This is a genomic window from Streptomyces sp. GL_140, assembly GCF_057834465.1.
Genome location: NZ_CM174404.1, coordinates 6,630,619 through 6,644,280 on the forward strand (window position 1 = coordinate 6,630,619; position 13,662 = coordinate 6,644,280).

Annotated in this window: 11 protein-coding genes; 6 read left to right on the forward strand and 5 right to left on the reverse strand. The window is 70.6% G+C overall.

Annotated features, from left to right (window positions below):
• Positions 1–21 precede the first annotated feature (21 nt).
• The 5 genes from AC3IYJ_RS31055 to AC3IYJ_RS31075 all read left to right on the forward strand — a co-directional run bounded on the left by AC3IYJ_RS31055 (position 22) and on the right by AC3IYJ_RS31075 (position 6,480).
• The gene (locus tag AC3IYJ_RS31055) at positions 22–810 is read left to right on the forward strand and encodes an ATP-binding cassette domain-containing protein (protein WP_112447331.1); all 789 of its coding nucleotides are present in this window, start codon (positions 22–24) and stop codon (positions 808–810) included.
• A gap of 26 nt (positions 811–836) precedes the next feature.
• A complete protein-coding gene (locus AC3IYJ_RS31060; protein WP_489402977.1) occupies positions 837–2,126 on the forward strand; it encodes a sugar ABC transporter permease in 1,290 nt (429 codons plus the stop codon).
• Positions 2,127–2,388: 262 nt separating this feature from the next.
• Positions 2,389–4,305, forward strand: coding sequence for a 1-deoxy-D-xylulose-5-phosphate synthase (dxs, locus tag AC3IYJ_RS31065; protein WP_489397830.1), 1,917 nt, complete (start codon positions 2,389–2,391; stop codon positions 4,303–4,305).
• A 121-nt stretch (positions 4,306–4,426) separates the two neighbouring features.
• Positions 4,427–5,941 (forward strand): amino acid permease, encoded by a 1,515-nt coding sequence (locus AC3IYJ_RS31070; RefSeq protein WP_489397831.1) that lies wholly within the window; start codon positions 4,427–4,429, stop codon positions 5,939–5,941.
• A gap of 20 nt (positions 5,942–5,961) precedes the next feature.
• A complete protein-coding gene (locus AC3IYJ_RS31075) occupies positions 5,962–6,480 on the forward strand; it encodes a GNAT family N-acetyltransferase (protein WP_489397832.1) in 519 nt (172 codons plus the stop codon).
• Between the two features lie 9 nt (positions 6,481–6,489).
• Here the strand turns inward: AC3IYJ_RS31075 and AC3IYJ_RS31080 are convergent, their stop codons facing one another.
• A complete protein-coding gene (locus AC3IYJ_RS31080) occupies positions 6,490–7,557 on the reverse strand; it encodes an LCP family protein (RefSeq protein WP_489397833.1) in 1,068 nt (355 codons plus the stop codon).
• 240 nt (positions 7,558–7,797) lie between these two features.
• Between AC3IYJ_RS31080 and AC3IYJ_RS31085 the strand changes: the two genes are divergently transcribed.
• Positions 7,798–8,835, forward strand: a complete 1,038-nt coding sequence (locus AC3IYJ_RS31085; RefSeq protein WP_489397834.1) for a PLL family lectin — start codon at positions 7,798–7,800, stop codon at positions 8,833–8,835.
• Between the two features lie 20 nt (positions 8,836–8,855).
• Here AC3IYJ_RS31085 and AC3IYJ_RS31090 read toward each other — a convergent pair whose 3' ends face one another.
• The 4 genes from AC3IYJ_RS31090 to AC3IYJ_RS31105 are packed head-to-tail and all read right to left on the reverse strand — an operon-like array spanning position 8,856 to position 13,604.
• Complete coding sequence (locus AC3IYJ_RS31090; RefSeq protein ID WP_489397835.1) at positions 8,856–10,457, reverse strand: glycosyltransferase family 2 protein; 1,602 nt, start codon at positions 10,455–10,457, stop codon at positions 8,856–8,858.
• A gap of 17 nt (positions 10,458–10,474) precedes the next feature.
• Entirely contained in the window at positions 10,475–11,278 is an 804-nt protein-coding gene (locus AC3IYJ_RS31095) for an Ig-like domain-containing protein (protein ID WP_489397836.1), read from the reverse strand.
• Complete coding sequence (locus AC3IYJ_RS31100) at positions 11,275–12,096, reverse strand: rhamnogalacturonan acetylesterase (RefSeq protein ID WP_489397837.1); 822 nt, start codon at positions 12,094–12,096, stop codon at positions 11,275–11,277. The genes AC3IYJ_RS31095 and AC3IYJ_RS31100 overlap by 4 nt, the downstream gene beginning before the upstream one ends.
• 2 nt (positions 12,097–12,098) lie before the next feature.
• Complete coding sequence (locus tag AC3IYJ_RS31105) at positions 12,099–13,604, reverse strand: SDR family NAD(P)-dependent oxidoreductase (protein ID WP_489397838.1); 1,506 nt, start codon at positions 13,602–13,604, stop codon at positions 12,099–12,101.
• Positions 13,605–13,662: the final 58 nt, after the last annotated feature.

Consider the following 13,662-nt stretch of genomic DNA (forward strand, 5'->3'; position numbering starts at 1 on the left):
GCCGGTCAGGCGGCGAAGGAGATGGTTCATGTGTCCGCTGCGCCCGTGCTGGCGTTGCGAGGGGTCTCGAAGCGGTTCGGCGCCGTTCAGGCCCTGACCGACGTAGAACTTGAGATCCATTCCGGCGAGGTGGTCGCCCTCGTCGGCGACAACGGCGCCGGTAAGTCCACGCTGGTCAAGACGATCGCCGGCGTGCACCCCATCGATGACGGAGTCATCGAGTGGGAGGGCCGCCCGGTTTCGATCACCAAGCCCCACGACGCCCAGAACCTGGGCATCGCGACGGTCTACCAGGACCTCGCGCTGTGCGACAACATCGATGTCGTCGGCAACCTCTTCCTCGGCCGCGAGCTCAAGAGGCGCGGCATCCTCGACGAGGTGGAGATGGAGCGGCGCGCCCGCGAGCTCCTGACCACCCTGTCGATCCGGATCCCCAGTGTCCGAATCCCCATCGCCTCGCTCTCGGGCGGCCAGCGCCAGACCGTGGCGATCGCCCGCTCCATGCTGGGCGAACCCCAGCTCGTCATCCTTGACGAGCCCACCGCGGCCCTCGGCGTCGAGCAGACCGCACAGGTCCTCGACCTGGTGGAGCGGCTGCGTGAGCGCGGCCACGCCGTCATCCTCATCAGCCACAACATGGCCGATGTGAAGGCCGTCGCCGACAAGGTGGCGGTACTGCGGCTGGGCCGCAACAACGGTGTCTTCTCAGTGAAGGACACGTCGCAGGAAGAGATCATTTCCGCCATCACCGGGGCCACGGACAACGCCGTGACCCGCCGGGCGGCCCGCACCGGGGAGGCCCGCAAGTGAGCACCCACAAGCATGCCGCCGGTCCACTGGGCAAGGGCCCGGCAGGCCAGGCGCAGCACATCGACCCGGTGAACCCGGCCGCGGCGCACGACGCCATTCCGGCCGTGGACCCCCGGCTGCTCGTCCGCGAGCAGGGCTTCGCCGGGTACGTGAGCGAGTTCGGGCGCAAGCTCAAGTCCGGCGACCTGGGCTCCGTGCCCGTCGTCCTCGGCCTGATCATCATCTGGAGCATCTTCCAGAGCCTGAACTCGAACTTCCTCGGCCCCGAGAACCTCACCAACATCGCGATCACGATGACGGCCACCGGCATGATGGCCGTCGGCATCATCTTCGTGCTGCTGCTCGGCGAGATCGACCTCTCGGTCGGTTCCGTCAGCGGTGTCTCCGGCGCCATCGTCGCCGTCCTCGCGGTCACCCACGGGGTCAACGAATGGCTCGCCATCGCGGCCGCCGTCGCCGGAGGTGCCCTGATCGGCTCCCTCCACGGGTTCTTTTTCGCCAAGATCGGCGCCCCGGCCTTCGCCGTCACCCTTTCGGGCCTGCTCTTCTGGTCCGGCGCGATGCTGCAGATCCTCGGCAGCAACGGCACGGTCAACCTCGACTCCGAGGGCGTGGTCGGGAAGCTGACCACGTACTTCTTCTCGGACGTGGCCGTCGGCTACGGGCTCGCGGCCGTCGCCGTGGCCGGGTACTTCCTCGCCACGTTCTTCGACGCCCGCCGTCGTGAGGCCGCCGGGGTCCCCTCCCGTCCGCTCGGCGAGATCCTGCTGCGCTCCGGGCTCCTCGCGCTGTTCACCTTCGGCCCCGCGGTCGTGTTCAACCAGTACAAGGGCCTGCCGCTCGCGGTGGTGCTCTTCCTGCTGGCCCTGGTCGCCACGGACTTCGTCCTGCGGCGCACCACCTTCGGCCGCCAGGTCTTCGCGCTCGGCGGCAGCGTCGAGGCCTCCCGGCGCGCCGGCATCAACGTCAACCGGGTCCGGATCACGGTCTTCGCGATCGCCGGCACCTTCGCGGCGATCGGCGGCCTCTTCTGGGCCTCCAAGATCGCGGCGGCCAACCAGAGCGCCGGCGCCGGCGACCTCCTGATGAACGTCATCGCGGCGGCCGTCATCGGCGGCACCAGCCTCTTCGGCGGCCGCGGCCGGACCTGGAACGCGCTCCTCGGCGTCATGGTCATCACGTCCATCCAGTACGGTCTGGCCCTGGAGGGAATCGCGACGCCGATCCAGTACATGATCACCGGCGCCGTGCTGCTCGCCACCGTGGTGATCGACTCGGTCACCCGAAAGACGCAGAAGACGGCCGGACGCGCCTGACCGGTCGGGCGGCGGGCGCCGCCCGACCGCTCCAGCGGTAAGAACCGTCACAGTGCCCGGTGCCACCTCGTGTGGTGCCGGGCACCTGTGCGTGTGTATGTACGTACATCTGTACTGGTATGCGCCCGTTTGGTGGGTGTGACTTCACGGCCGGGTGTACAGGTATGACAAAGGTGTGACCCGACCGGGACCGCCCGATGATGCCCGCCGCGAGCGGAACATTAGACTCGACAGACCAGCAAGCAACTGCAAGGAGGCACGGGTGCTGCTGACCCGCATCAAGGGACCGCGCGATCTGGACCGGCTCAGCCAGGAGGAGCTCGACCAGCTCGCCGCCGAGATCAGGTCCTTCCTCGTCGACGCCGTCTCCAAGACCGGCGGGCACCTCGGCCCCAACCTCGGTGTGGTCGAGCTGACGATCGCCCTGCACCGGGTCTTCGACTCGCCCAAGGACAAGGTCCTCTTCGACACCGGCCACCAGGCCTACGTACACAAGCTGCTCACCGGCCGCCAGGACTTCGCCGGCCTGCGCACCAAGGGCGGCCTCTCCGGCTACCCCTCGCGCGCCGAGTCCGAGCACGACGTGATCGAGAACTCGCACGCCTCCACCGTGCTGGGCTGGGCCGACGGCATCGCCAAGGCCAACGAGGTGCTCGGCAAGGAGGACCACCACGTCGCCGCGGTCATCGGTGACGGCGCCCTCACCGGCGGTATGGCCTGGGAGGCGCTGAACAACATCGCCGCCGCCAAGGACCGCCCCCTGGTGATCGTCGTCAACGACAACGAGCGCTCGTACGGCCCCACCATCGGCGGCCTCGCCAACCACCTGGCCACCCTGCGCACCACGGACGGCTACGAGCGCTTCCTGGCCCGCGGCAAGGACATCCTGGAGCGCACCCCGGTCGTCGGGAAGCCGCTCTACGAGACCCTGCACGGCGCCAAGAAGGGCCTCAAGGACTTCATCGCCCCGCAGGGCATGTTCGAGGACCTGGGCCTGAAGTACATCGGGCCCATCGACGGCCACGACATCGAAGCCCTGGAATCCGCCCTGCAGCGCGCCAAGCGCTTCAGCGGACCGGTCATCGTGCACTGCCTCACCCAGAAGGGCCGGGGCTACGAGCCGGCCGTCCAGGACGAGGCGGACCGCTTCCACGCGGTCGGCGTGATCCACCCGGACACCGGCCTGCCGGTCACCACCGACGCCGCCAGCTGGACCTCCGTCTTCGCCGACGAGATGGTCAAGCTCGGCCGGGACCGCAAGGACATCGTCGCGATCACCGCGGCCATGCTCCAGCCGGTCGGCCTGAAGAAGTTCGCGGACGCCTACCCGGACCGGATCTTCGACGTCGGCATCGCCGAACAGCACGGCGCGACCTCGGCGGCGGGCCTGGCCACCGGCGGCGCCCACCCGGTCTTCGCGGTGTACGCGACCTTCCTCAACCGCGCCTTCGACCAGGTCCTGATGGACGTGGCCCTGCACAAGTGCGGAGTCACCTTCGTCCTGGACAGGGCCGGTGTCACCGGCACCGACGGCGCCTCCCACAACGGCATGTGGGACATGTCCATCCTCCAGGTCGTCCCCGGCCTGCGCCTCGCCGCCCCGCGCGACGCCGAGCAGCTGCGCGCCCAGCTCCGCGAGGCCGTCGAGGTCGAGGACGCGCCGACCGTGGTGCGCTTCTCCAAGGGCGTCGTCGGCCCGGCCGTCCCGGCCGTGGGCAAGATCGGCGGCATGGACCTGCTGCGCGTCCCGGGGGCCGAGGTCACCCGTCCGGACGTACTGCTCGTCTCGGTCGGCGCACTGGCCCCGATGTGCCTGGAGATCGCCGACCTCCTCGACAAGCAGGGCATCTCCACCACCGTGGTCGACCCCCGCTGGGTCAAGCCGGTCGACGAGGCCCTGGCCCCGCTGGCCGACCGTCACCGGGTGGTCGTCACCGTCGAGGACAACAGCCGCGCCGGCGGCGTGGGCTCCGCGGTCTCGCAGGCCCTGCGGGACGCGGGCGTCGACGTACCGCTGCGTGACTTCGGCATCCCGCAGCGCTTCCTGGACCACGCCACGCGCAAGGAGGTCATGGCCGAGATCGGTCTGACCGCCCCCGACATCGCCCGGCAGGTCACCGGCCTGGTGGCCAAGCTGGACGGGCGCTACGAGAGCGAGTCGGCCGCCACCGTCGACTGACGGCGGCCGCCCGGCGGCTGATCATCTGCGGTTGCACGGCCCGGGCCGGAAGGGTCACCCTTGAAGGGTGGGCCTTCCGGCCCGTCTCGTTTCGATGCGGTCTCTCCTGGGAGGTGCGTCGGTGAGCAGGAATCTGAACAGCCCCTTCCGCACGAAATCGGTCGAGCAGTCCATCCTCGACACCGAAGAGCCGGAACACGCGCTCAAGAAGTCGCTCTCGGCCTGGGACCTGACCGTCTTCGGCGTCGGCGTCATCATCGGCACCGGAATCTTCGTCCTCACCGGCAAGGTCGCCAAGGAGACCGCCGGACCCGCCACCGCCCTGGCGTTCGTCGCCGCCGGAATCGTCTGCGCGCTCGCCGCACTGTGCTACGCCGAGTTCGCCTCGACCGTCCCGGTGGCCGGATCCGCGTACACCTTCTCGTACGCCTCGATCGGCGAGCTGCCCGCCTGGATCATCGGCTGGGACCTGGTGCTGGAGTTCGCGCTCGGCACCGCGGTCGTCGCCGTGGGCTGGTCGGGCTACGTCCGCTCGCTCATGGACAACGTGGGCATCCACCTGCCCGCCTCCCTCCAGGGGCCCGACGTGCAGGGCGGCACCTTCGACCTGCTCGCCTTCGTCCTCGTCCTGGTCCTCACCGCGATCCTGGTCGTCGGGGTGAAGCTCTCCGCACGGATCACCGGGGTCGTCGTCGCGATCAAGGTCACCGTGGTGCTCATCGTGATCATCGCGGGCCTGTTCTTCATCACGAAGTCCAACTACACGCCGTTCATCCCGCCGGCCAAACCCCAGGAGGGCGGCTCCGGACTGAACGCCCCCCTCGTCCAGCTGATCTTCGGCTACGAGCCCACCAACTTCGGCGTCATGGGCATCTTCACCGCCGCCTCCGTGGTCTTCTTCGCCTTCATCGGCTTCGACGTGGTGGCCACCGCCGCCGAGGAGACCAAGCTGCCGCAGAAGGACATGCCGCGCGGCATCCTCGGCTCGCTGGTCATCTGCACCGTGCTCTACGTGGCGGTCTCGATCGTGGTGACCGGCATGCAGAACTACAAGGACCTCTCCACCAGCGCCCCGCTGGCCGACGCCTTCAAATCCGCCGGTCATCCGGTCTACGGAGGCATCATCAGCTTCGGCGCGGCCGTGGGCCTGACCACCGTGTGCATGATCCTGCTGCTGGGCCAGACCCGCGTGTTCTTCGCGATGAGCCGTGACGGACTGCTGCCGCGGTTCTTCTCCCGGACCCACCCGAAGTACCGTACGCCCTACCGTCCGACGATCCTGCTCGGTGTGATCATCGCGATCGTCGCCGGATTCACCAGCATCAACGAGCTGGCCACCCTGGTGAACATCGGCACGCTCTTCGCCTTCGTCGTGGTGGCCCTCGGCGTGATGGTCCTGCGCCGCACCCGCCCCGACCTGCACCGGGCCTTCCGCACCCCGTGGGTACCGCTCGTGCCCGTCCTGTCGATCGCCGCGTCGGTCTGGCTGATGCTCAACCTGCCCGCCGAGACCTGGCTGCGCTTCGGCATCTGGATGGTCATCGGCTTCTTCGTCTACTTCCTCTACGGGAAGTCGCACAGCCGGCTGGGCCGGGGCGAGGGCATGACGGCGAACCCGGCGCGAGAGGGACGCTGAGCATCTCCTACGGTGGGGTCATGGAGATCGCCGTAGGACTGGAGCCCTGGTCGGAAGACGACTTCTGGCTGCTGCTCCGCAAGAACGAGCCGGCCATGACCGAGCACCTCGGAGGGCCGGAGACGCAGGCCAAGCTGGAGGACCGCCACCGGCGCTACCTGGCGCTGAGCGCCCGGGAGCCGGCCGCCGGACGGATGTTCCGGGTCGTCGCCGACGGCGAGAGCGTGGGCAGCGTCGGCTTCTGGGAGCGCACCTGGCAGGACGAGGAGGTCTACGAGGCCGGCTGGGGGATCCTCCCCGAGTTCCAGGGGCGGGGGCTCGCGGCCAGGGCGGTCCGTGCGCTCATCGCCCACGCGGGCGTCCACGGAACCCGCCGTCACCTGCACGCGTTCCCCGCCGTCGACCACTCTGCCTCCGCCGGGGTCTGCCGCGCGGCCGGCTTCGTACTCCTGGGCGAGGTCCGGTTCGAGTACCCGCCGGGGCAGTGGCACGCGAGCGGGGACTGGCGCGCGGTGCTCGGAGGAGCCGGAGGAGTCTAGGGGGACGGATCAGCCGCCGGTCGCGGGGGACTTCTTCGCCGCGGCCGGGATGGGCTGGTCGTTGCGCAGGGCCTCCCACAACTGGCCGGCCTGCGGCTGCGCGACGATCACGCGGTTGATGTCCACCTTGTCGTAGGCGACCGGCATCATGATCGTCTCCATGGTGTCCGGGTCCACGCCCTTCATGCTCTGGGCGAAGTCGGCCAGGCCCTTGAGGGAGCCGAGGTCGGAGTCGGTGGTCAGCGACTTGGTGCCGGCGTCGGCGAGCTTGTAGAGCCGGGACGGGCTGCCGAAGGCGTCCTGCTTCTTTATCTCGGCCAGCATCGCCATCATGAACTGCTGCTGCAGGCCTATTCGTCCGAGGTCGCTGCCGTCGCCGTAGCCGTAGCGGGTGCGCACGAACTTGAGCGAGTCCGTGCCGTTGAGGCGGTGCGTGCCGGCGTCCAGCTTCAGGCCGCCCTTCGCGCCGCTGATCGGCTTGTCGAGGGTGACCGTCACTCCGCCGAGCGCGTCCACCAGGTCCTTGAACCCGGCGAAGTCCACCTCGACGAAGTGGTCGACGCGTATGCCCGACATCTGCTCGACGGTCTTGACCACGCAGGCCGGGCCGGCGATGGAGTAGACGGAGTTGAACATGACCCGGTTCGCGGTCTTGACCGTCTTGCCGTCGCCGTCCTTGCACTCGGGCCGGGTGACGAGAGTGTCCCGGGGAATGCTCACCGCGGTGGCCTTCTTGCGGCCCTCGGGTATGTGCACCAGCATCGCGGTGTCCGAGCGGGCCCCGCTGACATCGCCGTGGTCGAGGTCGGCGTTGGCCCCGGCGCGCGAGTCCGAGCCGAGGACCAGGATGTTCTGCGCGTTGGGGGCGACCTTCGCCGGACGGTTGTCGGTGCCTATCGCCTGGTTGAGGTCGACGCTGTCGATGTTGCCGTCGAGGTGGCTGTAGGCCCACCAGCCGACGCCGCCGCCTGCCAGGACGAGGACCGCCAGTGCCAGCAACACGCCCCGCAGAACGCGCCTGCCACGCCTCGGCCGACGCCGGGAAGAGGGGGTGTGGGCAGGGGGCTGGTCGGTCATGGGGGCAGCGTCCTTCTGTTATTGAATGGGGTGCATCATAAGACATACTTTCTAGTGGCTGAATCCTTGGGGTGAATTGCCCCCCCGCTCGCACGGCGGACAGCACTTGCCGGAAGGGCGGAAAACGGCGTGAACCGAGGCAAGGGTGGCGGCCGAACCTCCAATCCCGCTCGCGGGACCAGGGATTCGGGCCTCCGCGGACCGGGCCCCCTGTGGTCCTCGCCCCCGTCCGGGAACTGGTTGTTCAAGGGGAACGACGGCCGCCTGACGGCCTACGCGTCCGGGCCGCGCGGCCTCCTGCGCTGGACCGAGGCCCCCGCCCCCTTCACCGGCTGGACGGGCCCCGAGGCCTTCGGAGTCCCGGGCTGGACAGGTCCCGTGGCCATGGCGCGGAGCCGCGAGGGGTACGTGCACTTCGTGGCCGCGACACAGGCTCCGGACGGCTCGGGCGCCACGGAGATCTCCGTGGCCACCCAGTTCCAGACCGGCCGCGGCATCACCGACTGGCACCGGCTCGGCGTACCCGCCGTGGCCGGCGGCCCCACCGGCGACGGCCTGGCCGGGCCGCCGCGCATCGCGGTCAACCAGCGCTCCGGCTCCACGCACGTCATCGTCTCCCTGCGGCACGGCGGCATCCTGCGCCGCAGCCGCAACGAGGCGGGCGTGTGGGGCGGCTGGAAGCAGATGGCCCCGCAGTCCTACGAGGGTCACGCGACCCCGCTGATGCCCGAGGGCGGCCAACTGGAGCTGCTCGCCCTCGGACCGGTCGGCGCGGACCGCTGGGCGGGCATCGGCCAGGGCCGGTTCCAGCTCGCCGACCGCATCCCCTCGCCCGTCGTCCCCGGCACCCCGGCCGTCTGCGAGACGGGCCCGCGCAGGGTGACGTACTTCTGGCGCTACCCGGGCGACGGCTCGCTCGTCGCCTGGCGGGCGGCCGGGCCGGGCGTCCAGGGCGGCCTGATGGGCCTCGGCGGCGCCGGGGGCCGGGGCATGCCGGGTGTGGTCCGGGCCGTCCTCGGCGGCTACGACTGCACGGTGATCGCACAGACCGGCGCGGACGGCGACGTCGAACTCACCGCCTACGTAACGGAGAACGAGAGCTACGGCACCTGGTGGACCTCCCTCCCGGGCCGTGGCACCGAGGCGCCCCAGGTGGCCGTCGATCCGTCCGGCCGGATCGTCGTGGCAGCCTTCGACGAGGACGGCGCCCTGGTGGTCGCCCGCCAGGACACCACCCGCGAGGGCCTGGCGTTCGGCCCCTGGCACGCCGCGGGCTGAGTCCCGCCGCCCCCAGGGGGTCAGGAACGGCCCGGCAGCGGTGTCCGCTGGGCGATCTCGATGCTCAGGCCACCGGACTGCGTGTAATGGGGAGTGGCGACCAGTTCCAGTCCCGCGGCGCCGGGCACGGGTGCGATCCGTACCGGCATCCGGGCCGTCGTATCGACATCGGCGGAGCGCCGGGGGCCGAGCCGCACCTCCTGCGTCACCCCCTCGAAGCCGACGGCGAGGAAGAGGTCCCAGACGCCCGGCGCGAGCGGCCAGCCGCCGGGGGTCTGCGCCAGGTTGACCCGGGCAGAGAAGCGGCCCATCGCCCGGGGGTTGCCCTTGGCGTTGACGAGGGTGTCGTCGCGGCGGCCCGTCACCGGGAAGGCCTCCTCCCGCGCACCGGAACGCTCGCGCAGCACCACCCGGGTGGTGCGCTCCTTCGTCGACAGCTGCTCGAAGAACCCGAAGCCGTCCAGCAGCAGGACCGGCCCGTCCCAGCGCATCTTCTGCACCTGGTGACTGACCGTCATCTCGCCGGTGATCTCGAACAGTTCGTCCGGCAGTCCCACTTGCGGGTCGCGGAAGAACGGCAGCCTCGTGAACACCCGCCCGTTCTCCACGGTCTTGCGGACGGCCGGGCGGTCCTTGTCCGCTTCGAAGGCGGCCACGGTCTGCGCCTCGACGAAGCAGCCCTGCGCGAGCAGCGCGAAACGCACCGCCAGAGTGCGCGGCAGCAGGGCGAGCGCCCCGGGTGCCACCTGGGTGCGCAGCACCTCGGAGGCCGCCCACAGCGTCTGGTCGCGCTCCGTCGGATCCATGTCCGACAACAGTGCGGACGCGGTCGCCTTGCCGAGCTCCACCTCCAGGTGGCGCGCGTGGAGCCGGTCCCGGCGCGGCCCCTGCTCCAGCTGCGAGCCCACCAGCGCCAGCATCCGCGAGACCAGGGCGACCCGGTCCGGCAGGGTCGCCTCGGCCGGCGCCGAGGGGCCCTTGATCACGCAGGTCGCGTCGCCGACCACCGAGACGTTGTCCGCCGCGATGAAGGCGGAGGCGGTGAAGACCTGGTCGTCACCGATCGGCATGTCGGTGGGGAAGACCAGCCCGCGGCGCTGCAGCAGGGTGGTGCGGAACAGCTTCTCCGGAGTCAGCGACCAGTAGACGCGCGAGGTGTGCACGTCGGTGTGGGCCTGGTTCTTGCGGAACATCGAGGTCGCGACCTTGTGCCGGCCCGAGCTCTCCAGCTTTCCGAGCACCACGTCGGCCTCGTTCGCGTCGGCCGCCGCGACCATCCGCTCCAGCGCCTTCGGAGCCAGCCGGTCCGTGGCCTCCAGGAAGATCACGTACCGTCCCCGGACCTGGCTCAGCGCCCAGTTCCGGGCGGCCGCCGGGCTCAGTCCGCGCGACACCTGGCCCATGCGCACGAACTCCGGGTGCTGGTGTGCCGCGTGGGCCAGGACACTGCCGCTCTCGTCCGTCGAACCGTCGTCGACGGCGATGATCTCCAGCCGGTCCGTGCCGATCGACTGCCCGATCACCGAGACCAGGCAGGCTTCGAGCTCGGCCGCCCGGTCGCGGACGCGGATCGCGACCGTCACGTCCTTGACGCCGGTGGCGCGCACGAAGTCTGTGTTCATGATCTGGTGATCCTCGTTCAGTTCTGCTGGGACCGGTCGTTGCGGGGCCACGCCATCTCACCCATGAGCTCCGGCCACTGCCAGGGCCGCGGGGCGCTGATCGCGGGGTGCTCCGGGAAGGCGCCGGGAGTGTGCTCCAAGGTGCCCACGAAGACGTTCACATGAGAGGTCAGCCGCCCGCCCGCCGGGGTGCCCACGGTGTACTCGAAGCGGTCGTAGCCGACCGTGCCGGCGGCGGGCGTGTAGGTGACCGAACCGTCGTACGACAGCTGCGCCTCCCCGCCCCGCGGCTGGGTCACCGAGAGGGCGTTGCTCCCCGGCGGCGCCGCGGACAGCACGTTGACGGTACCCGGGCTCCCCGGGGCGGTGGTGATCCGCAGACCCCTGGCGACGGGCCGGCGCACCGGCAGCGGCTCGGCGTCGAGGCGGCCCGTGCGCAGGAGCTTGCGGCCCGAGGCGTCGGGGATGCCCACGGACACCTGGCACCGGATGCCGTGCGCCGACGCGGGGTCCTTGAGGCGCAGGTGCAGGACGCCCGTACTGGTCTCGCCGGCATCGGCCCGGACCCGGAACCAGCGCTGCCGGGGGAAGTACTCCAGCCCCTGGGTGCCGACGATCTCGCCCGCCGCGGTCAGCCGCTCCTCCAGCAGGTACGCGCAGCCCCGCAAGACGCCCCGGTCGGCGGCCACGGACAGGGCGAACTGGACGGTCTCGCCGGGAGAGGCCCCGAAGCGCGGGTCGGCCGAGCTGTACAGGGCCGCGTAGACGGAGCCCCGGGCCGGGTCCTCGCCGGTGGCCCGGGCTCGGCGGAGCAGGTTCACGTGCGGGACTCCTTGACGGCCGGGGTCCCGGACACCCGGGACTCGGTGCGGTGCGCGTACGTCTGCTCGTCCAGCCAGCCCAGTTCCCCGTAGATGAACCGGCCGCGGTCGAGCCCCTGGACCCAGTGGGCCGGGACGATGCCCTGTTCGGCCAGCGATCGGGCGACGAAGCGGGCGCACTCGATCGCGCCCTCGGCCCGCAGGTGCAGGTCGTCCGCGTCCTGGACCTTCTCCAACAGGGGTTCGCCCGGCCGCAGATGGGTGAAGACGGCCTTGGACCCCTCGGGCCCGAGCTCCTCCCACCACAGCAGGCTCTGGCCGTACAGGTCGATGAAGGGGACGTGCTCGTCCTCGGCCAGCAGCCGGGCAGCCAGCGGGTAGTCGCCCAGCGAGCGGCCGGCGTTCCCGTGCGCGTCGATGCGGCGCCGCTCGTGCGGCAGCAGGATCACGGGGTGCGCCTGCCGCTCGCGCGCACCGTGCACGTAGGCGGCCAGCTCCTCCTGGAAGGTGGAGAACGGCTTCGTGTGCAGATCCGCGTCGGTCCTCGCGTCGATCTGCCCGAAGCCGAACAGGAGGTAGTCGCCGGGCTCCAGTTCGTCCAGGATCCACTGGAGGTGACCGCGCTCGCGGAAGCTCTTCGAGCTCTCGCGGACGCGCGCGCAGTTGACGACCTCGACCGCGTCGCCGAGGAACAGGGGCAGCGCCTGGGCCCAGCCGGCCATCGGCAGGTGGCCGTAGGGCCGGGTGAGCGCCTGGTTGTCGCCGGCCACGAAGATCCTCCGCGGCCGGCCCTGCCGTTGTACGGGTGCGTACGTCACGCCTAGACTTCCCCGTCCCCCGCGGTCTGGATCAGCACGGACGCCAGCGCCGCCTCGAACGCGGAGCGCTGCGCCGCGTTGGTGGTCGGGTCCTGCTTGCGCACGTCGATGACGTGACCGGTCATCTCCGACAGCAGGACGTCCAGGGAGGTCAGGGCCACCGCCTCGGAGGACAGCAGGGAGTTGGTGGGCTCCTGGCCGAAGGCCTTGGTCCGCATCGGGGTGGCCGTGCGCTCCGGGTTCACGCAGTTGACGCGGATGCGGTCCTCGGCCCATTCGTCGGCGAGGGCCTGGGTCAGGTTGACCATGGCGGCCTTCGTCGACGAGTACAGGCTGTACTTGGCACGGCCGCGGGTGTAGCTGCTGGAGGTGAACAGCAGCAGCTGGCCCTCGGTCTCGCTCAGGTACTTGTACGCGGTCCGGGCGATGTTCACGGGGGCGAGGTAGTTGACCTCGAGCGCCTCGCGGATCGTCTCGTTGTCGGTCTCGTCCAGGCGTCCGACGCGCAGCACGCCGGCGGTGTTGACGACGAAGTCGATGCGGCCGGTCTCGGCGTAGGCCCAGGCCAGCGCTTCCTCGATGTGGTCGAGGTTCTCCACGTGGGTGCCGGTGGTGGAGCGGCCCAGGGCGAAGACGCGGGCCCCGAAGCCCTCGGCGATGCGCGCGATGTCGGCGCCGATGCCGTACGAGCCGCCGAACACGACCATGGTCTTGCCGGACAGCTGCTCGCGGTAGGCGGCCTCGCCGGCCTGCGCGGGGGCGGCGTGGGAGGCCAGCTGGAAGAGCTTGTCGGCGATGAAGACGTCGACCGGCTGGGTGACCTTCATGTTGTACTCGTCGCCCGTGACCAGGTGGACCGGGACGTCGGGCAGGTACTTGACCACCACGGAGCAGTCGTCGGTCGCCTGGAAGAACGGGTCCGAGGCGGCCCGGTCGTACGCGGCCCGGATGGTGGAGAGCCGGAAGCCCTGCGGGGTCTGGCCGCGGCGCAGCCGGGAGCGGTCGGGCACCTCGGTGATGAACTCGCCGTCGTCGCCGTGGGTCCGGGTCACGATGACGGTGTCGGAGGACGGGATGGCGACGTCGACGGCCTGGTAGCGCTCCAGGGACTCGACGCACTCCCGGACCACGCGCTGCGAGAGCAGCGGGCGCACCGCGTCGTGGAAGAGGAGGTTGCAGTCCCCGCCCTCGCCCAGCCCCTCTGAGGCGGCGGCGATGGCGATGCGGGTGGTCTCGCTGCGGGTGGCACCGCCGGCCAGTACCCGGGTGACCTTGCTCAGTCCGGCCCGCTCGACGATGCGCCGCGCGTCCTCCACGTAGTCGGGGGTCATGAGGAGGATGACCTCGTCCACGTCCGGCGCCGTCTCGAAGATGTGGAGGGTGTGCTCCAGGATCGGCTTCCCGGCGATCTTGAGCAACTGCTTCGGTATCTCGAGCCCTATGCGCTGGCCAGTGCCCCCGGCGAGAACGACGGCGATGGTACGGCGGAGGGTGGGTCTGGACGACACGGTCGCCTTCTTCCTGAGCTGAACGGGCCATGGCAGTGGCAGTTGAGACGGTTGGGCG